Below are 20159 nucleotides of genomic sequence, written 5' to 3' on the forward strand. Positions count from 1 at the left end.
TTTTTATCTTTTTCGAGAATCTCCCGCTTTTATATGCGGGGGAGGTTCACAAGCCCGCTTCTTCAAGGAAACGGAAGATTTGACGGAAATAGACATCTCCCAAGGTATCATTTTCTGCATGCCGCCCACCTTTGATGAGCAGTTCCTCCTTTATTGGGGACGGGCTCTGTGCGGCAAGGTCATTCATCATGTGGGGCGGAATGAGTTCATCCCGCGAACCATGGATGAAGAGAATCGGAAGGGTGCTTTTTTTGACCTCCTTGATGGGGGAAACGTCCCGCAAAAAGACGCCTGTACGGATTTTCATCAGGAGATTCGCTCCCTCAATGATAGCGTTGGGGTAGGGGATATCGAGGTCTTCCATGCGTTCTTCAAGGAGACGGGATAGGTCACTGTAGCCGCTGTCTTCAATGACGGCCTTGACATTTTTAGGAAGGGGCTCTCCCAGGGCCATCATGACATCACTTGCACCCATGGATTCGCCGTGCAGGACAATGCGTGCCTTAGGGTCCACGGCTGTGATTTCCCGGGCCCATTGGGCCACGTCCTTGCCTTCAAGGACGCCCATGGTGAGGTAGGTTCCCTCACTTTTTCCCGATGCCCGCATATTGGGTGTCACGACATGATAGCCCCTTTTTAGATAATAGGGAGCGACGCCCCACATAAAGCGTTCATTGCAGCCGTAGCCGTGAACGAGGATGACCCAGCGGTGGCTTTCTCCTTCCGGCAGGAAATGGGATCCTACAAGCTGCAGCCCGTCAAAGGATTGGAGTGTCCAGATTTCAGTTGGGGCCAGGGGGGCATTGGGCTGGTTCTGGGGATCTTTGTTGGGGTAGGGGTAGATTTCCTCAAAGGCCTGGGGCGGCCCCCAAGGGTCCTTGGAATTGCCCCGACGCAGGGCATAGTCCACATATCCCATCCCTTCACGGTATAAAAAGCCGCCTCCTATGCCCATCATCAGCACGATAAGGACAAGGAGGAGGTCGATGATTTTTTTCAAGATGATGCGTCTCCTTCTATTTTTTTCGCATCCCATTGTAGCGCGATTTTATTCAAGACGGTAGTGGGAACAGGGGATTGTCACAAAAAATCCGGATTTTTATTGTCCCATCTTGTAAAAAGTGACAAAATAGCCGCTGTTCATTTTCTTGTGACAGGCATGTTATCAAGAAAAATTTTCCAAATTCCCTTGACAAGGGATTTTGTCGTGGTATAATGAGCACAAATTCAAAATTGCCATCGGTCATGCGAAGGACACGTCATCAGGGCCACTGTACAGAGAGGTCGGAAGCTGAGAACGACCCAGACGAATGATGATTCACCACCTTCAAACCATCGGCTGAACCCAAAAGTAAGCCTGATCGTATTACCTGCGTTAAAGGTACCGAGTGGGTCCCCATATCGGGGATCAATCAGGGTGGAACCGCGAGCATGTGCCCGTCCCTATGTTAGGGACGGGCCTTTTTTATATCCCCTGGCAATCAAAAGGAGGAGTTTTTATTATGGCAAAGATCAATGTCAGTCTGCCGGACGGCAGCAAAAGAGAATTTGAAGCAGGCATCAGCCTGCTGGATATTGCCAAGAGCCTCAACCAGAAACTGGGCAAAACGGCGCTTTTGGCAAAGGTCGACGGTGTGAACAAGGACCTTGCTGATTCCTTGGACCGGGATGCTGCTGTTGAATTCATTACGCCTGACAGTCCGGAAGGCCTCCATGCTATCCGTCATACGGCTTCCCATGTCATGGCCCAAGCCATCCAGCACCTTTTCCCGGGAACCAAGTTTGCCATTGGTCCAGCTATTGAAAAAGGATTCTATTATGATCTTGACAGTGAGCACGTTTTTACGCCCGATGACCTGAAAGCCATCGAAAAGGAAATGGCGAAGATTGTCAAGCAAAACCTGCCCGTTGTCCGTCATGAAATTCCCAGAGCCGAAGCCCTTGCTAAATTCAAGGCAGAAAATGAACCGTACAAGGTTGAACTCATCGAAGACCTGCCGGAAGATGCTGTCATCAGTACCTATTCTCAGGGCGACTTCACGGATCTGTGTGCGGGGCCTCACTGCCCTTCCACGGGCCGGGTCAAGGCTTTCAAACTGATGAGCATTGCCGGTGCCTATTGGCGCGGCGATGAAAAAAACAAGATGCTCCAGCGCATCTATGGCACGGCTTTTGCCAGCAAGGAAGACCTGGAAGCCTATCTCCATATGCTGGAAGAAGCAGAAAAGCGTGACCACCGGAAACTGGGCAAACAGCTTGGTCTCTTCATGCTGAGCGACTACGGCCCTGGCTTTCCTTTCTTCCTGCCAAACGGCATGATCCTTCGCAACGAACTCATCAATTACTGGCGTGAAGTTCATCGCAAGTATAACTATTATGAAGTTTCCACGCCGATGATCATGAACCGCCAGCTTTGGGAAACGAGCGGTCACTGGGATCACTATAAGGAAAATATGTACTTCACGAAGATTGACGGCGAAGATTATGCCATCAAACCGATGAACTGCCCCGGTGGCATGCTGGTCTATGACAGTGAGCCCCATTCCTACCGTGACCTGCCGCTGCGTGTCGGTGAACTGGGTCTTGTTCACCGTCATGAACTGTCCGGTGCCCTTCATGGTCTGTTCCGTGTCCGCTGCTTTACCCAGGATGATGCCCACATCTTCATGATGCCTAACCAGATTGAAGACGTCATCCAAGAAACGATCCGTCTTTTCGATGAGGTCTATGCAACTTTCGGTCTGACGTACCATGCAGAACTATCCACGCGTCCGGATAACTCCATGGGCGATGACGCTACGTGGGAAATGACGACGAACGCCCTGCGCAAAGCTATGGATGACTTTGGCCTGAAATATGTCGTCAACGAAGGGGACGGCGCTTTCTATGGTCCGAAGATCGACTTCCATTTGAAGGACTCCATTGGCCGTACGTGGCAGTGCGGTACGATCCAGCTTGATATGCTGCTTCCGGAAAAATTCAATCTCACCTATACGGGAGAAGATGGACAGAAACATCGTCCTGTCATGATTCACCGTGTTGTTTATGGATCCATTGAACGCTTTATTGGGATCCTCATTGAAAACTATGCCGGCGCCTTCCCAGCTTGGCTGGCTCCGGAACAGGTCCGCGTCATGCCGATTACGGACAAGTTCAATGAATACGCCAAATCTGTCGTGGACAAGATGGAAGCCCTTGGCATCCGTGCCCACCTCGACGACCGCAATGAAAAGATTGGCTACAAGATCCGCGAAGGTCAGATCAAGAAAGTTCCCTATATGCTCGTTGTCGGTGAAAAGGAAGCTACGAATGGTACGGTGTCCGTCCGCAGCCGCAGCGAAGGCGAGATGGGAGCGATGGCTGTTGATGAATTCATTGCCAAACTCCAGAAGGAAATCAAGGAGAAAAAATAAGTTGACAGACTGCTCTATCTGTAGTAGAATAGCCAAGTAACCAAGTAGAGGCCACCTGCTTCTCACCTTGCAGCCTAAGCTCGACAGGGTCTATGATATGTTCGTTTGACGGGTGGACTTTGGTTCGCCCGTTTTTCTTTTACTTTGAGGTAAGTGCCGGGATTGTACTTATCCATATTCTGTGGAGGTGATCGTCATAGCAAAAGATGAATTGAGGATCAATGAAGAGATCCGCGCTAGGGAAGTCCGCGTCAATACTGTCGATGGGGAGCAGTTGGGCATCATGCCACTAGCCCGTGCCCTCGAGCTTGCTGCCCAGCATCATTTGGATCTGGTTGAAATTGCTCCGAAGGCTAAGCCCCCGGTCTGCCGAATCATGGATTATGGCAAGTACCAGTATGAACAGCAGAAACGGGAAAAGGAAGCCCGCAAGCGTCAAAAGACCGTTGACGTAAAGGAAGTCAAACTGCGTATCCGCATTGAAGAACACGACTTTGATGTCAAGACCAAAAATGCCATTCGTTTCCTTGAAGGCGGAGATAAGGTCAAGGCCACCATTATGTTCCGCGGCCGTGAACTGACCCACCCTGAACTGGGAGAGGAATTGCTCAATAAAATGGCTGTAAAACTGCAGGACATTGCAGTCATCGAAAGAAAACCGAAACTGGAAGGACGCAACATGGTCATGATTGTTGCTCCCAAAAGTTCCAAATAATAAGGAGGATATCCATTATGCCTAAGATGAAAACCCGCAGATCTGCGGCTAAACGTTTCAAAGCTACTGCTACCGGTGAATTCAAGCGTGCCAAGGCTTTTAGAAGCCATATCCTGGAACACAAGTCTCCGACCCGTAAGAGAAACCTGCGTAAAGCTGCCTTGGTCCATAAGACTGACCATGAACGCGTAGCTAAGATGCTGCCTTACGCATAAGACTGGTATTGAGAACGAAGGAGGATATGGAAAATGGCAAGAATTAAAGTTGGTGTAACTGCCCATAGACGTCATAAACACATTCTGAAGCTCGCTAAGGGCTACAGAGGTTCCAAGAGCAAGCTCTTCAAAAAAGCCAATGAAACCGTCATGAAGGCGCTGTACTACGCTCGCCGTGACAGAAGAGCCAAGAAACGCGAATTCCGTCAGCTCTGGATTGCCCGTATCAATGCTGCAACCCGTGCTAATGGCCTGAGCTACAGCCGTTTCATCTGCGGCCTGACGAAAGCTGGTATCGAACTCGACCGTAAGGTCCTGGCTGATCTGGCTGTCAACGACGCTGCTGCTTTTGCAAAACTCGTTGAAACCGCCAAAGCGGCTCTCTAATAAATAAGATAACAGCCTGTGAAGAAATTACTTCACAGGCTGTTTTTTGTGCGCCCACCATGGTTATATACCCATGGTGGGCTATGACAAGCAAGTTTGTGAAACCGAGGGAACCGCTGCGCTTCGAACGGTACGCACGGTCGTGTGAGAGGTCAGGATTGCTATTTAGAAATCACTGCTACTCGCTCCTTACCTGATTTCAAGCAGGCAGTCGCCGCTCATAATGGCTTGTCCTTTGGTTACGTAGATGGTGCCAACGGCGCCAGCGATGGGAGCCGTAATGGTCGTCTCCATCTTCATGGCTTCCGTGACCACAAGGGGCTGGCCTTTTTTTACGCTTTCTCCGCTCTTTACAAGGACAGTTACGACCGAACCCGAAAGGGTTGCTGCTACGTCACCGGGGTTATTGGGATCTGCTTTCTTGCTGACGATGGTCTTTTGGTCGACATTCTTGTCGATCACGTCGATTTCCCGTTCCGCACCGTTGAACATGAAAGTAACGGTCCGCATGCCCCGATCATCGGGATCGCTTACGTTGATGAGTTTGATGACGGGCTCCACGCCTTCATCCAAAGTGACCGTGATTTCTTCGTTTTTTGTCATGCCAAAGAAGAAGGTCGGTGTATCAAGGACGCTGACATCCCCATATTTCTTGATGAATTCCTCATAGTCCTTGAATACTTTGGGATACTGGCAGTAGGCGTTCACATCTTCATCGGTGTGGTTGTATTGAGCATTTTCGAGCTTTGTCCGGACGGCTTCAAAATCAATGGGGTCAAGGAGGGCACCAGGACGCTTATCAAGGGGCTTCCTGCCTTTGAGGATGATCTTCTGCAGCTTTTCCGGGAATCCCTCGTAGGGCACGCCTAAGCGGCCTTCAAAAAAATCCACGACGGACTGCGGATAATCAAGGCTGTCACCCCGTTCGTAGATGTCCTTTTCTGTCAGGTCATTTTGGACCATGAAGAGGGTCATGTCACCGACGACTTTCGAGGAAGGCGTAACCTTCACAATATCACCGAACATGAGGTTCACGTCATGGTACATCTTCTTAATCTCGTTCCAGCGGTCACCGAGGCCCACGGCCTTAGCCTGCTGCTTGAGATTTGAGAACTGGCCGCCTGGCATTTCGCAGTCATAGACTTCTGTGTTGGGGAAGGGGTCGCCTTTATCGACACCCTTGTAGTAGGGCCGAACCGAGGCCCAGTAGCGGCTCATTTCCTCTGCCGCTTGGATATTCAGTTGAGGTTGGTTCTTTTTGCCGCTCATGGCGTAGTAGAAGCTGTTCATGCTGGGCTGGCTCGTTCCGCCGGCAAGCGCGGAAAATGCGGCATCCACAATATCGACACCGGCATCGGCAGCGCGGCATAAGGTCGTCACAGCGTTTCCGGACCCATCGTGGGTATGTAGGTGAATCGGTACGGATACCGCCTCTTTCAGGGCGGAAACCAAGGCATAGGCTGCTTCCGGCTTCAAGAGTCCTGCCATATCCTTGATGGCAATGATGTGGGCGCCGGCGTCTTCAAGGGCCTTAGCCATGGAAACATAGTAGTCCAGGTTATACTTGGAGCGACTGGGATCCAAGATGTCTCCGGTATAGCACAGAGCGACTTCGGCCACTTTGCCCGTTTCACGAACGGCCTCGATGGTTCCTTTCATATTGTCCAGACTGTTCAAGCTGTCAAAGATACGGAAGACGTCGATGCCGTTTTTGGCTGCTAGTTCAACAAAATTTTTTACGACATTATCGGGGTAGCTCGTGTACCCTACGGCATTTGCCCCGCGAATCAGCATCTGGAGAAGGACGTTGGGCGCCTTTTTCCGCATGGCCCGCAGGCGTTTCCACGGATCTTCCTTGAGGAACCGGTAGGCCACATCAAAGGTAGCGCCGCCCCAGCATTCATAACTGAAGAATTGGGGCATTTTCTTTGCCGACGTTTCCAGGACGCGAAGCATATCCTGGGAGCGGACACGGGTCGCAAGGAGTGATTGGTGGGCATCCCGCATCGTCGTATCGGTAATGAGTACCTGGTTTTGCTCCAGGACCCACTTTGCAAGGCCTTCGGCCCCACGGCTGTCAAAGATGGCCTTCGTTCCTTGGGGATAATCGCCCGTTGCCGGTTCCGGCAGTTCCAAGGGAGTAAAATCGGGATGGACTTCCGGCCCCTTTCCGGAATAGCCATTGATCGTGACTTCGCCAATATATTTGAGGAGCTTCGTGCCCCTATTATGGACCACGGGCAGGTCAAAGAGCTCAGGGTGGTCATCGATAAAATTGACATCGTAGTCGCCGCGTACAAAGGAGGCTTCGCGCAGGACGTTGGTCAAAAAGCCAATGTTTGTCTTGACGCCGAGGATACGGAATTCATCGAGTTCGCGGAGCATCTTCTGTACAGCTTGGGCGTGGGTGAGACCGTATGTCGTTGCTTTCACGAGCAGGGAATCGTAGTAAGGCGTAATAATGGACCCGGTAAAGGCGTTGCCGCTGTCAAGGCGGACCCCAAACCCGCCGCCGCTGCGGTAGGCAATGATCTTGCCTGAGTCAGGCATGAAACCATTTAGAGGGTCTTCTGTCGTCACGCGGCACTGGATGGCGTTGCCGTGGCACATGATGGCCTCTTGGGACGGAATGCCAATTTCGTCGCTCGTGAGGGCATAGCCTTCTGCCACCTTGATTTGGGTCTGGACAATGTCGATGCCCGTAATCATTTCCGTTACTGTATGTTCGACCTGGATGCGGGGATTCACTTCAATGAAGTAGAAGTCACCGTCCGGCGTCACAAGAAATTCGACGGTACCGGCGTTGACGTAGTTCACGTTCTTCATGAGCGTTACGGCCGCGTTGCAGATTTCTTGGCGGAGCTTCCGAGGAAGGGCAAAGGCCGGCGCGATTTCGACGACTTTCTGATGGCGGCGCTGGATGGAGCAGTCCCGCTCATAAAGGTGGAAGACATTCCCGTGTTCATCGCCCATGATTTGGACTTCGACGTGCTTTGGATTGCGGATGTATTTTTCAAGATAGATCTCGTCATTGCCAAAGGCGAGTTTAGCTTCGGATTTTGCTCGTTCATAGGCGTCTTTCAGCTCACTCATGCAATGGGCCATGCGCATGCCGCGTCCGCCGCCACCATTGACGGCTTTCAGCATAATGGGAAAGCCCACATCCTTGGCAAACTTTTCCACTTCAGCAAAGTTCATGACTGGTCCGTCACTGCCGGGAATAAACCGGATACCGGCCTTTTTGGCCTGTGCGCGGGCGTTGACTTTGTCACCGAACATGGTGAGGTGGTCGATATGGGGGCCAATGAACGTGATGCCTTCTTCGGCGCAGCGCCTAGCAAGGTCTGCGTTTTCCGAAAGAAAGCCATAGCCGGGATGGATGGCGTCGACATGGTGCTCATGGGCCACCCGGATGATCTCTTCTATATCAAGGTAGGCATCGACTGGCTTTTTCCCTTTCCCGATCAAATAAGACTCATCGGCGCGGAAGCGATGGAGGGATAGGGAATCTTCTTTACTGTAGACCGCAATTGTTCGGATTCCCATTTCGTGACAGGCACGAAAAACACGAATTGCAATTTCGCCGCGATTGGCGACCAGGACGGACGTAATTTTTTTCATAGAAGGACCTCCCCTTGGATTCGCGGTCAAAGGACTATGCCTAGGAACCGGGTAATAAGAAAAAGGTAATAGTCAATATAGAAATTTTCTTACTGTAGTTGCTATTATAACAAATGAATTTCATTATGCAACTAAAATCGTTCGATTTATTAAGAAAAATGGGTGCTCGCTTTGCAACTGTTAGAAACCATACAAATCCGCCTTTTCTTTCTCCAAGGTTTTCTTTTTGAAAGGGGGAGATCCTCATCTCCCGAAACGGTTGCGTTCTTCCCATATTATGGTATAATACAAAGAATGCAGTCCACCGCAGACTGCTTTAAATCTGCCCAATTGAAAGGGGTTTTATGATGTCCAGCTTTTTGAAGGATTTTAAAGCTTTTGCACTTCGCGGTAACGTTGTCGACATGGCTGTCGGTGTGATCATTGGCGGTGCTTTCGGTAAGATTGTCGCTTCCTTTGTGTCCGACATCATCATGCCGCCTATTGGGATGATCTTGGGTGGGGTTGATTTCTCAAACCTCTTTATCAATCTTTCCAGCAAGAAAGTTGATACCCTTGCAGAAGCAACGGCTGCCAAGGTTCCTGTCATTGCCTACGGGAAATTCATTACGACGGTCATTGATTTTCTCATCATGGCTTTTGTCATCTTCCTCATGATTTCCCTCCTGAATCGCTTTAAGAAGGAAGAAAAGGAAGAACCAGCACCAGAGACGCTTTGCCCATTCTGTAAGATGCCCATCGATCCGGCCGCAACAAAATGTCCGCATTGTACTTCTGATATCCCCAAGGACAGTCACTGAGATTGCTTTTGCTGATCCATGCAGTCGTTCCTTTGCAAAATAGGGGACCTGCATGGGTCCTTATTTTTATCATAACAAGGAGGTTTGTCCATGAGCGTCATTGATACTCTCAAGGAACGGGGTTACCTTAAACAGTTATCCCACGAAGAAGAAATCAAGGAATTATTGGAAAAGGAAAAGATCACATACTATATTGGCTTTGATCCGACGGCGGACAGCCTTCATGTAGGTCATTTCATCGCTCTTATGGTCATGGCCCATATGCAGCGTGCCGGTCATCGTCCCATTATCCTCATGGGCGGCGGTACGGGTATGATCGGTGACCCAAGCGGCAAAAATGAGATGCGCAAGATGCTGACACCGGAATTCATTCACCACAATGTGGAATGCTTCAAGAAACAGGTTGGCCGCTTCATCGATCTGTCGGACGGCAAGGCCATTGTTGCCGATAACGCGGACTGGCTGCTGGGGCTCAATTACATCAAGTTCCTCCGCGAAGTAGGCGTTCATTTTTCTGTCAACCGGATGCTGGGGGCAGAATGCTACAAGAACCGCCTTGCCAGTGAAAATGGACTTTCTTTCTTTGAAATGAACTATATGATCATGCAGGCCTATGACTTCTATGTCCTTCATAAGAAGTATAACTGCGTGATGGAACTGGGCGGTGATGACCAGTGGTCCAATATGATTGCCGGAGTGGAACTCATTCGACGTAAAGATCGTCAGCCCGCTTTCTGCATGACCAACACCCTCTTGACCAACAGTCAGGGCCAGAAAATGGGCAAGACCGTCGGCGGAGCCGTCTGGCTGTCAGCAGAAAAAACCTCTCCCTTTGATTTTTATCAATACTGGAGAAACGTCGATGACGCCGATGTGGAAAAATGCCTGGCTCTCCTGACCTTCCTTCCCATGGATGAAGTACGCCGTCTCGGCGCCCTTGAAGGGTCAAAAATCAACGAAGCAAAAGTGACCTTAGCCTATGAAGTGACAAAACTGGTTCACGGAAAAGAAGAAGCCGATAAGGCCAAAGCAGCCGCGGAAGCCCTTTTTGGTGCTGGCGGGGATATGGGAAATGCCCCTGTGGTGGAAGTTACGAAGGAGCAATTCGGAAGCCCGCTTTTGGACCTTCTTTTTGATGCCAAGATCATTGCTTCCAAGAGCGAAGGACGCCGCCTGATCCAACAAAATGGCCTTACGGTCGGGGATACGAAGGTAACGGATGTGGCCGCCGCGCTATCGGAAACCCTTTTTGAAGGTAAAACGGAGGTCCTCCTCCGCAAAGGAAAGAAAAAATATTATCGTCTCATCTTAAAATAAAAGATGATTGTAAAGGTCCTGCCCCTTCTATTTGAAGGGGGGACCTTTTTCCCATGGGAAAAAAATGAGTCAGCTAAACATGGATTTCACAATAGTTATTTTATAGAAACTATTATCAATAAGAATTTAGTTTAAATTAGCGAATTTTTCACATAAATCTTTAAAATGAGATATAATAGAGGAGTCAATAAACCTGATTTTCATGAGTGCCCCTTGGGGGGCTTTTCGAGGGGAAATTTGTCCCATTGTCCTTACGTTGGAGAGGGATCCTGCCCATGGGATTCGGGGTGTATAGAAAATAGGGAGGATGTTAACGTCATGAATTACGAAAAGGAATACGCAAAGAAACTCACGACGCCGGAAGAAGCCGTTAAAATCGTAAAAAGCGGTGACTGGGTAGACTATGGGTGGTGCGCCAACCATCCCCGCGTACTGGATAAGGCCCTGGCGGAACGGATGATCAAGGAACCGAGCCTGACAGATCTTAAGTTCCGCGGCGGTGTTGCGCTCTGGATGCCGGAAGTGGCCAAGATTCCCAATGCCAAGGAACAGATGTGCTGGAATTCCTGGCATGCAAGTGGTTATGAAAGAAAACTCACGGATAACGGAATTGGCTACTATGCGCCGCTGCGTTTTTCCGAGCTCCCCCGCAATTACCGCGACAACATTAAACATGTCGATGTCACGTTCATCCAAGTGGCTCCGATGGATAAACATGGGTACTTTAATTTCGGCCTTTCCGCATCCGATATTGCAGCCGTGATCGAAGTCTCCGAAAAGGTTGTCGTTGAAGTCAATCCTCTGATGCCGGTCGTCTTAGGTGGTACGGAAGTCAGTGTCCATATTGATGATGTTGATTTCATTGTTGAAAATGAAGGCATTCCCATGGCCGATCTGCCGAGCGGTGTTCCCAGTGAGATTGATGAAGCAGTTGCCAAGCTCATTGTTCCGGAAATCCCGAATGGTGCCTGCTTGCAGCTCGGAATCGGCGGTATGCCGAACGCTGTTGGTGCCATGATTGCCAAGAGCGACCTCAAGGATCTTTCCGTTCATACGGAAATGTATGTCGATGGGTTTGTTGATATCGCTAACGCCGGCAAGCTGACCTGTGCGCAGAAGAATATTGACAAGGGCCGTCAGGTCTTTACCTTCGCTGCCGGCACGAAGAAACTCTATGATTATGTAGACAATAACCCTGCCATCATGGCTGCTCCGGTTGATTATGTCAATGATGCCCGTGTCGTTGCCCAGATCGATAACTTCATGTCCATCAATAACTGCATCGAAGTGGACCTGACCGGTCAGGTGGCTTCCGAATCGGTTGGGCACAGACATATCAGCGGTGCTGGCGGACAGCTTGACTTCATGTTGGGAGCTTATCTGTCCAAGGGTGGTAAGAGCTTCCTTTGCTGCTCTTCTGCCTTTAAGGGTCATGATGGGGAAATCAAGAGCCGTATCGTTCCGACCTTAACGCCTGGCGATGCCATTACGGCGACGAGAACGAACCTCAACTACTTTGTCACGGAATACGGGATTGTCAATCTCAAAGGGATGACCACGTGGCAGCGTGCAGAAAAACTGATTTCCGTTGCCCATCCGGATGTCCGCGAAAAACTGATCAAAGATGCAGAAAGCATCGGGATTTGGAGAAATTCCAACAAACGCTGATAAGCTATGGGAAAAGGGCCGTGAGAATTTTCACGGCCCTTTTTTGGCGGCTCGTAAGGAAGACCTGTTCACTCCGGTTTTCTTCCCATACGCTGTGTGGTACAATAGAAAAAGCGTAGGAATTCATCCTCGCAATCTGTTTTCCAGTTAAGGAGGATCCATCAATGAAAACCGTTCATGTAGCGGCTGCGGTCATGATCCGCGGCGACCGTGTCTATGCGACCCAGCGTGGCTACGGTGAATTTAAGGATAAATGGGAGTTTCCCGGCGGTAAGGTGGAAGCTGGGGAAACCCCGGAAAAGGCCTTGGTCCGTGAAATCAAGGAAGAACTGGCTGCCCAAATTTCAGTGGGAAAACGGCTCACGACCGTCGAATATGATTACCCTGAATTCCATCTGGTGATGGACTGCTACCTTTGCAGCGTCGATCCCAGTACCTTGAAGCTCTTGGAACATGAAAATGCCGAATGGCTTACTTGGCGTGACTTCAATAAGATGGACTGGATGGAAGCTGATAAGAAGGTCGTGGAAGCCGTTAAGGCTTTCTTCAAGGAAGCGGAAAGAAAAATCATGTAACCTAAACGCAAAGGACGCAAATACCTGGCTGGTGCAGGCAAAGGTCCATGAAATCAAAAAAGGAGCATCCCTCCAAGCAAGGATTTTGTTTGGAGGGATGCTCCTTTTTCAATAAAAAATTTCCACCGAGGTAAGAAAGAGGGGGAGTCCTTTTCTATCCTTCTGCAAGAAAGCTGCAGGACCGAATCCTGCAGCTTTCTTCCTGATCTTATTGTTTTGGCGGTCTGACAGGCGGAGGAGCAATACTGCTCTTAGGCGCTGACGATTCGCTGGAAGAGGCTTTGGAACCGCTTTCAGAAGGCTTGGCATCCTGCGCTTCCTTCTTCTCATCGGCTGCTTTCTTTTTCTTTTCTTCTGCCTCTTTCTTTTTCTTGTCCTCTTCGGCTTTCTTGTCATCGTTGGGTTCACTTACCCGAACCGGTTCCTTGAAGCCGCTGGGACGTTCAAAATCTTCCACAGGCAGTTCATCGACGGCGTAAGTCATGAAGGTCCGCCATAAGGTGGCCGGTTCACCGCCGCCCGTCATCCCGCCTAAGGAATCATTGTTGTCGTCGCCAATCCAGACGGCAGCGGCCAGATTTGGTGTGAAGCCGACGAACCAAGCATCGCGGTATTCACTCGTGGTCCCCGTCTTGCCGGCAGAAGGTCTGCTGATGGCAGCGCCGCGCCCGGTACCGCGGGTCATGACATCTTCCATCATGCTGATCAGCATATAGACGCTGCTCGGTTTAGCTACTGTAACAGGGTCTGCTTTGTGTTCGTAGATGGTCTTGCCGTTCCGATCCACAATCTTGACGATTGGCGTCGGTTTGTTGAATTTTCCCATGTTGGCAATGGCGCCATAGGCACCTGCCATTTCAAGGGGCGTGACGCCGTGGGTCAGGCCACCTAAGGCCATGGCCGAGTTGTCATCGGACTGGGGTCCATCTTCAACAAGGGTCGTAATGCCCATTTTCTTGGCAAGCTTCAAGACATTGCTGTTGCCGTATTTTTCACTGATCTTGATGGCCGGAATGTTGTACGAATAGGTGAGAGCCCGGCGATAGGTCATTTTGCCGTGGAAGCGGCGGTCATAGTTCTGCGGGTTCCAGCTGCCGGGAATGGGGGAGTCATCGACAATGTCGTTTGGTGTGGCACCATGTTCCAAGGCGTTAAGGTAAACAAAAGGTTTAAAAGCGGAACCCGGCTGGCGCTCTGCCATGACGGCCCGGTTGAACTGGTCCGTCCCGCGGCCGCCAATCATGGCTTTGATGTATCCTGTTTTCGGATCGATTGCGACAATGGCTGACTGGGGCTGCTTAAGCTTATTGCTGTCCGTGTAGTAGGTCGGCGTCAGGGCTGCGGCCCGTTCAGCGGCTTTCTGCATGGTTGGGTCAAGGGAGGTATAAACCTTGAGCCCTTGCTTATAGACGGCATCGGGACCAAATTTATCAATGAGGATCTGGATGCAGTAGTCGATGAAATAGCTTTTGGAGCCAGGATTTGAAGTCAGGCTCTTATATTCGAGCTTTTCCTCACTTGCTTTTTTGTGTTCTTCCGGCGTGATGAAATTATACTTTTCCATCTGGCTGAGGACCGTTTCCTGACGGGCCTTGGCTGCCTTCGGATTGGCTTTCGGGTTGTAATAATTCGGGCTCTTGGGAATCCCGGCAATCATAGCGGCCTCGGCAAGATCCAAATCTTCAACATGTTTCCCAAAGTAGGTATTGGCTGCCGTTTCGACCCCGTAGGCCCCTTGACCGAAGTAAATCTGGTTCATGTACATTTCCAGAATTTCCTTTTTGGTGTACTTCTGTTCAATCTGGAGTGCAATGAAGGCTTCGTGGATCTTTCTCGTCAGCGTCCGTTCCTGCGTAAGGAAGTAGTTTTTGGCCAGCTGCTGGGTAATGGTACTGCCGCCTTGGACCTCATCATAACGAATGTAGGTGTAGATGGCGCGGGCAATCCCTTTGAAGTCAATTCCGCCGTGTTGGTAAAAGCGGATGTCTTCAGCTGCAAGGAACGCGTTCTGCAGGTTTTTAGGTACCTTACTGATGGAAACGGGGATACGGTCTTCTTCGGAATCAACGGTCGAAATCAGGTCGCCATTGATGTCATAGAACTGGGACGACGCCATGGGCACCATATCTTTTGACATAATCTTGGCTGTTGTGAACTTTGCCAGGGCAAAGAAAGCCGTGAGGGAAATGAACCCTACAAGGATCAGGGCAAGGACAGCCGAAAGAATCATGCCTCCTAATTTTTTCTTTTCCCGAGGATTTCGGGGCTTGAGGAGATTCCTCCAGTTTCTTTTTCCTTTATACGTCATTGTGTCAGCTCCTGTTTCTAGATTGATCTGATGGAAAAAGCAAATAGCTAACCGTATTATATCACAACTTGACGGACTGCAATAGAAATTCTTTCCGAATTCGCATGCCTTGTGGCCCTCGAAAGGGGAAGGGAGGGTAGGTCCTTCTTCTTTTGGGACTTTCAATATGATATAATATAAGTTCAAAATTCTGTTATGCTATTTTCTTTCTATGATATAAGGAGATTTTCATGAGACGAGAAGATGTTGAACTTTTGGCCCCGGCTGGGACCTGGGAGGCCCTTGAGGCGGCTGTTTTTGCCGGTGCCGATGCGGTTTATCTGGGTGGCTCTGCTTTTGGCGCTCGGGCCTATGCCGAAAATTTTGGCCCTGAAGAACTGCAGCGGGCCATCACTTTTGCTCACCTGCACCATGTTCGTATCTATGTCACGGTCAATACCCTTGTCACTGATGAGGAAATGAAGGCGCTGGGGGACTATGTCACGTTCCTCAGCAATATCGGTGTTGATGGCATCATTGTCCAGGATCTTGGCATCATCCGGCTTTGCCGCCGCACGGTACCTGAACTGGAACTGCATGCCAGTACGCAGATGACCATTACCAATTCCGCTGGTGCCATCTTTGCCTACCATCAGGGTATGCCCCGTTCTGTCATGGCTAGGGAAACCACCTTAAAGGACTTAAAAACAATCTGTCAAAAGACGCCTGGTGAGATCGAGACATTCATGCATGGCGCACTCTGCATCTGTTATTCCGGTCAGTGTCTTATGTCAAGCCTCATCGGCAGCCGCAGCGGAAACCGGGGCCGCTGTGCCCAGACCTGCCGCATGCCCTATACCTTGGTCAACAAGGAGGGAAAGGACATGCTCCAAAACGCTGATGCCGGTCAGTATCTCTTGAGTCCAAAGGATATGAACACCCTTGACATCCTCCCCCAACTCATCGAAACCGGCGTTCGGTCCTTTAAAATCGAAGGGCGCATGAAACGGCCTGAATACGTGGCCGTCGTGACAGATATCTACCGCCGCGCCATTGACCGCTATTTCACAGGCAAGTACGTTGTCCCTGAAAAAGATCGTGAACACATTGAACAGATCTTCAACCGTGATTTTACGACGGCCTATCTTGAGAAAAAGCCGGGACGAACCATGATGAGTGACCGCCGCCCCAATAACCGCGGCATCCTTCTGGGCCGGGTTGTTTCCTTGAATAAAGATCACACGGAAGGTACGATCAAGCTCGAACGGACCCTGCACCTGGGGGACGGTCTGGAATTTTGGGTGAGCGTCGGCGGCCGCGTGGGAACGATTGTCGATGCCATGACGGTCAATGGAAAGAGCCGTGACGTAGCCGAAGTAGGCGAGAAGGTTACCATCTCCGTACCTCGAGGCCTCCGTCTTAACGACCGCGTTTTCCGGACGAATGACCACGAACTCATGATCTATGCTGAAAGTTTCTTTGGCCCGGAACATAAAAAACGCATTCCCCTGTCCTTTTATGTGACCGCTCCTTTCGGAAAGCCTATGACCATTACGGCTGCGGATGATGAAGGTCATACGGGGACGGCACAGACTCAGTTCATTGTAGAAAGGGCTCGCAAGCATGCCCTTGATGAAACCGTGGTGCGAAAACAGGTGGACCGCCTGGGCAACACGGAATTTTCTTTAGGGAGCTTGCTCCTTACGTGCGATGACAATGTCATGGTTCCCATGAGTGAAATCAATGAAGCGCGCCGTCTTGCTGTAGAAGCTCTCACGAAAGCGCGCCTTGAGGATTTTTGCCCGCCCCGCAAAAAGGTTCAATGGAGTGACCGCAATTTGTCCCAGCCTGTCAATCATTCTCTGCGCCGCCATGCTGAACTGTCCGTCCATGTTGATACCTTGGATAAGGCCAAAGCCGCCCTTTCAGGCGGCGCCGACGTCCTTATTGTTGGCGGCGACAGTTTTACCCTGCCTCTTTTGACGCTGAAAGACCTTGAAACTCTTGGCGGCTGGGTCCGGGAAAAGGGAAAGAAGTGGTATATCGGCACGAGCCGTATTGTTTCCGAAGGACAGCTTTCCTACTATGATCAGGTCCTACCCCGTTGGCAGGCCCTGTCGCCTGACGGAATCGTCGTGAGCAATAACGGACTTGTAGAAAAGGTCCTTGCCCAGGGACTTCCTTTGTGGGTCGATTGGAACCAAAATACCTTTAACAGCCAGAGCATCCTTTTTTGGCAGGAACTTGGCGCTGAGGGCATCACGCTGTCTCCGGAACTTACGCTCTCCCAAGTCGAGGGCCTTGCGAGGAAGTCAAACCTGCCCTTGGAATGCCTTGCCGAAGGCTCCCTTGAAATGATGGTCTCCGAATATTGTGTAGAGGGCAGCTTCCTCGGCCATCTTGATCAAGGCCACTGTGATTATCACTGCAAAGAAGCCGGTTTTCTCGAGGACCGGAAGAAAGTCCGTTTCCCGTTGAAACAGGACCAATTTGGCCGGATGCATATCCTCAATGGTCAGCGCCTTTCCATGCTGGCCCATGCAAAGAAAATGGAGAAGATAGGCCTTGCCCGGCTGCGGTTTGACGCCCGGAATGCTTCTGTCGAAGAGACTGGCGTCCTGACCGCCATGTACCGGGGCGTTCTTGACGGGGTGACCCTTGTCGAGGAAAATGAACCGGGAACCACGCGGGGCCATTATTTTAGAGGTGTCTTATAATGGCAAAATTTGCAATCAATACATTGGAATTTACCAAGGTCAGGGAAAAACTCAGCCAGTACGCTGGTACGGCCATGGGGCAGCGTCTTGCCATGGAACTGATGAGTTCTTCCCGCTTTGAGGAGGTCAAACTTTCTCAGGAAGAAACTGCGGAAGCGGTCCGTATCCTCGATGAAGGCCGGCGTATTCCCTTAGGGGGCATTACGGATATTTCTGGATTGGTGAAACGTACCCGTGTCGGCAGCCTTCTTGATCCGGAAGAATTCAAGGCCATCCAGGATGCCATTTCGGGGATGCTGGACCTTAAGGCATTCCTTAAGGAGGTAAGAGAAACGGCGCCTGCTCTTGTGCGTTACGGCGATGAGCTTTATGATTTTTCGCGCCTTTCTAAGCAGCTATCCAGCGTCCTTGATGAAAAAGGCAATATCAAGGATACAGCTTCGGTGAAGCTCTCGGGCCTTCGAACGGGCATCCTCGTTGCTCGCAACCGGGTAAAGGATAAGCTTTCCGACCTCCTGCATGACCCAAACAACCAGAAATATTTCCAAGACGCCCTCGTCACCATGCGTGAGGATCGGTATGTCATCCCCATCAAGCAAGAATATCGCCTTAATTTTCCTGGCATTGTCCATGACCAGTCGTCAAGCGGGGCGACGCTCTTCATTGAACCGATGGCTGTTGTCAATCTCAATAACGACATCAAGAAGTATATCCTTGAAGAAAAGGCGGAAGTGGAACGCATCCTGCGAACGTTGACAAGCCATGTAGGGGCTGAAGCAGACCATATCCTTGAGAGTCTTACCGTTGTGGCCCAAGTGGACCTCATTTCGGCCAAGGCTCTCTATGCCGAGGCGCTTGGGGCGCGGCGACCCATGATGGTCCTTGATCACAATCTGCGTATTGTCAAGGGCCGTCATCCCCTTTTGGAGCAGGATTCTATTGTCCCCCTTGATATTGAGCTGGGTCGGGACTTTACGACGCTTCTCATTACAGGACCCAATACGGGCGGCAAGACTGTCGCCTTAAAGACCGTTGGCCTCTTTGCCCTCATGGCCCAGGCGGGACTCTTTCTTCCTGCTGAAGAAGCGGTTTTCCCTGTTTTTTCCGGAATTTACGCCGATATTGGCGATGAACAGAGTATTGAACAGAGCCTGTCCACGTTTTCCGGTCACATGAAGAACATGATTTCCATAATAAGGGAAGCCACGGATCGCGATCTGGTCCTTGTCGATGAAGTCTGTGTCGGGACCGATCCGACAGAAGGAGCAGCCCTTGCCATGGCCATGATTGAGCATTTTTATAAGGCCCATGTCCTTACGATCATGACAACACATTACAGCGAGCTCAAGACCTTTGCCTATGAACATGAAGGCATGCAGAACGCCAGCGTCGAATTTGATCCGGAAACGCTGCGTCCGACCTACCGTCTTCTTATGGGGGTCCCGGGAAGCAGCAACGCTTTTTATATCAGCCGCCGTTTGGGCCTATCTGAAGACATTCTTGATGAGGCACGGACCTTTATCAATGAGCGGCACAGCAATATGGAACGGGTGCTCCAGAATCTTGAAGGAGAGCGGCGGGAATACGAAAGCCGCAAGGATGAAATTGAAACGCTGCGGCGGGAAACGGAAATCCTCCGCAACCAGCTGAAAGCAGAAAAGACCCGTCTTGAAAAGAGCCGGAATGACATCCTTCGCAAGGCCCGGGAAGAAGCGGATGAGCTTTATCGCAACGCCCGCCGTGAAAGCCAAGGCATCCTCAAGGAACTGCGGGCTCAGCAGAATCTCGTGGAAAGCGCCAAAGTCGAACAGCTGGCTGAGATGAGCCGCAAGGCCCTTAGTAAGAATTTTTCCATTTCGGGCCGCACGGAGCCGGAAGGGCAGGGCCTTACAAGCGGCAACGCGGCTGTTGGCAAGGTGGTCTTTGTCAAGACCCTGGGCCAGGAAGGAAAGATTACAGCTGTCAATGGCCGTGATGTGACGGTTGCTGTCGGCGTCATGAAGATGAATGTGTCCATGAAGGATTGTATTCTCACAAAGGCCCAGCCAGTTTCGCCGCAAAAGACGTACCGGACGCTTAAGAAAAGTTCCGGCAGCCGTCATGAGTTCTTTGTTAAAAAGGCCCAGGATACGTCTATCCAGACCGATGTACGGGGGAAAACCGTGGATGAAGCCATCCCTGACGTGGATAAGGCCATTGATGACGCGTTGCTTGCCGGTATGGACCGCTTCCGCTTGGTTCATGGAAAGGGCACGGGCATGCTTCGCAAGGGACTGCTCGAATACCTCAAGCAGCATCCCAATGTGAAAAAAACAGAAATGGCACCTCTTAACGAAGGCGGTTTTGGAGCAACCATCGTGTACGTCAAATAGAAGGAACCGACCGGCTCATACAGGAGCCTTATGGAAAAACTCCTTGCCTTTTATATCTATTAATGATAAAAT

The 20159-nt window shown here is 50.6% G+C and carries 13 protein-coding genes and 1 other annotated feature; of the genes, 10 read left to right on the forward strand and 3 right to left on the reverse strand.

What is annotated here, in order from left to right:
- Window positions 1-46: 46 nt before the first annotated feature.
- Window positions 47-1000: an alpha/beta hydrolase gene (locus HMPREF1246_RS06830; protein ID WP_021737081.1), complete on the reverse strand. Its 954-nt coding sequence runs from the start codon at window positions 998-1000 to the stop codon at window positions 47-49.
- 502 nt (window positions 1001-1502) lie between these two features.
- Here HMPREF1246_RS06830 and thrS point away from each other — a divergent pair.
- From thrS to rplT, 4 genes are all read left to right on the forward strand, one after another.
- Window positions 1503-3413 carry a threonine--tRNA ligase gene (gene thrS, locus HMPREF1246_RS06835; RefSeq protein ID WP_021737102.1) on the forward strand — a complete coding sequence of 637 codons (1911 nt, stop codon included), beginning with the start codon at window positions 1503-1505 and terminating at the stop codon, window positions 3411-3413.
- Between the two features lie 36 nt (window positions 3414-3449).
- Window positions 3450-3559, forward strand: a sequence feature (ribosomal protein L20 leader region).
- A 41-nt stretch (window positions 3560-3600) separates the two neighbouring features.
- Entirely contained in the window at window positions 3601-4128 is a 528-nt protein-coding gene (gene infC, locus HMPREF1246_RS06840) for a translation initiation factor IF-3 (protein WP_009014769.1), read from the forward strand.
- Between the two features lie 17 nt (window positions 4129-4145).
- Window positions 4146-4343, forward strand: coding sequence for a 50S ribosomal protein L35 (gene rpmI / locus HMPREF1246_RS06845; protein ID WP_009014768.1), 198 nt, complete (start codon window positions 4146-4148; stop codon window positions 4341-4343).
- Between the two features lie 33 nt (window positions 4344-4376).
- The gene (gene rplT / locus HMPREF1246_RS06850) at window positions 4377-4730 is read left to right on the forward strand and encodes a 50S ribosomal protein L20 (protein ID WP_009014767.1); all 354 of its coding nucleotides are present in this window, start codon (window positions 4377-4379) and stop codon (window positions 4728-4730) included.
- Window positions 4731-4919: 189 nt separating this feature from the next.
- Here rplT and HMPREF1246_RS06855 read toward each other — a convergent pair whose 3' ends face one another.
- Complete coding sequence (locus HMPREF1246_RS06855) at window positions 4920-8351, reverse strand: pyruvate carboxylase (RefSeq protein ID WP_021737121.1); 3432 nt, start codon at window positions 8349-8351, stop codon at window positions 4920-4922.
- A gap of 344 nt (window positions 8352-8695) precedes the next feature.
- Here HMPREF1246_RS06855 and mscL point away from each other — a divergent pair, with 344 nt between their 5' ends.
- The 4 genes from mscL to HMPREF1246_RS06875 all read left to right on the forward strand — a co-directional run bounded on the left by mscL (window position 8696) and on the right by HMPREF1246_RS06875 (window position 12711).
- A complete protein-coding gene (gene mscL, locus HMPREF1246_RS06860) occupies window positions 8696-9151 on the forward strand; it encodes a large conductance mechanosensitive channel protein MscL (RefSeq protein ID WP_009014765.1) in 456 nt (151 codons plus the stop codon).
- 90 nt (window positions 9152-9241) lie between these two features.
- Window positions 9242-10468, forward strand: a complete 1227-nt coding sequence (tyrS, locus tag HMPREF1246_RS06865) for a tyrosine--tRNA ligase (RefSeq protein ID WP_021737083.1) — start codon at window positions 9242-9244, stop codon at window positions 10466-10468.
- A gap of 318 nt (window positions 10469-10786) precedes the next feature.
- Window positions 10787-12136, forward strand: coding sequence for a butyryl-CoA:acetate CoA-transferase (locus tag HMPREF1246_RS06870; protein WP_021737098.1), 1350 nt, complete (start codon window positions 10787-10789; stop codon window positions 12134-12136).
- Window positions 12137-12300: 164 nt separating this feature from the next.
- Window positions 12301-12711, forward strand: a complete 411-nt coding sequence (locus HMPREF1246_RS06875; RefSeq protein WP_021737110.1) for a (deoxy)nucleoside triphosphate pyrophosphohydrolase — start codon at window positions 12301-12303, stop codon at window positions 12709-12711.
- A 208-nt stretch (window positions 12712-12919) separates the two neighbouring features.
- On the opposite strand, the gene HMPREF1246_RS06880 is transcribed toward HMPREF1246_RS06875, so the two are convergent.
- Entirely contained in the window at window positions 12920-15019 is a 2100-nt protein-coding gene (locus HMPREF1246_RS06880; protein WP_021737078.1) for a transglycosylase domain-containing protein, read from the reverse strand.
- 230 nt (window positions 15020-15249) lie between these two features.
- Here HMPREF1246_RS06880 and HMPREF1246_RS06885 point away from each other — a divergent pair, with 230 nt between their 5' ends.
- Together HMPREF1246_RS06885 and HMPREF1246_RS06890 are read left to right on the forward strand one after the other, a co-directional pair.
- On the forward strand, window positions 15250-17715 hold the full coding sequence (locus tag HMPREF1246_RS06885) for a DUF3656 domain-containing protein (RefSeq protein WP_021737089.1): 2466 nt from the start codon (window positions 15250-15252) through the stop codon (window positions 17713-17715).
- Window positions 17715-20087, forward strand: coding sequence for an endonuclease MutS2 (locus HMPREF1246_RS06890; protein WP_021737105.1), 2373 nt, complete (start codon window positions 17715-17717; stop codon window positions 20085-20087). Before HMPREF1246_RS06885 ends, HMPREF1246_RS06890 begins: the two co-directional genes overlap by 1 nt.
- Window positions 20088-20159 lie beyond the last annotated feature (72 nt).

The organism is Acidaminococcus sp. BV3L6, assembly GCF_000468835.1.
GTDB classification, from domain to species: Bacteria; Bacillota; Negativicutes; order Acidaminococcales; family Acidaminococcaceae; genus Acidaminococcus; species Acidaminococcus intestini.

Excerpts from the sequence above, each read along its gene's own strand:
- thrS (WP_021737102.1), top strand. The coding sequence starts at position 1,503 with ATGGCAAAGATCAATGTCAGTCTGCCGGACGGCAGCAAAAGAGAATTT.
- rpmI (WP_009014768.1), top strand. The coding sequence starts at position 4,146 with ATGCCTAAGATGAAAACCCGCAGATCTGCGGCTAAACGTTTCAAAGCT.
- rplT (WP_009014767.1), top strand. The coding sequence starts at position 4,377 with ATGGCAAGAATTAAAGTTGGTGTAACTGCCCATAGACGTCATAAACAC.
- HMPREF1246_RS06855 (WP_021737121.1), bottom strand. The coding sequence starts at position 8,351 with ATGAAAAAAATTACGTCCGTCCTGGTCGCCAATCGCGGCGAAATTGCA.
- mscL (WP_009014765.1), top strand. The coding sequence starts at position 8,696 with ATGATGTCCAGCTTTTTGAAGGATTTTAAAGCTTTTGCACTTCGCGGT.
- tyrS (WP_021737083.1), top strand. The coding sequence starts at position 9,242 with ATGAGCGTCATTGATACTCTCAAGGAACGGGGTTACCTTAAACAGTTA.
- HMPREF1246_RS06870 (WP_021737098.1), top strand. The coding sequence starts at position 10,787 with ATGAATTACGAAAAGGAATACGCAAAGAAACTCACGACGCCGGAAGAA.
- HMPREF1246_RS06875 (WP_021737110.1), top strand. The coding sequence starts at position 12,301 with ATGAAAACCGTTCATGTAGCGGCTGCGGTCATGATCCGCGGCGACCGT.
- HMPREF1246_RS06880 (WP_021737078.1), bottom strand. The coding sequence starts at position 15,019 with ATGACGTATAAAGGAAAAAGAAACTGGAGGAATCTCCTCAAGCCCCGA.
- HMPREF1246_RS06885 (WP_021737089.1), top strand. The coding sequence starts at position 15,250 with ATGAGACGAGAAGATGTTGAACTTTTGGCCCCGGCTGGGACCTGGGAG.
- HMPREF1246_RS06890 (WP_021737105.1), top strand. The coding sequence starts at position 17,715 with ATGGCAAAATTTGCAATCAATACATTGGAATTTACCAAGGTCAGGGAA.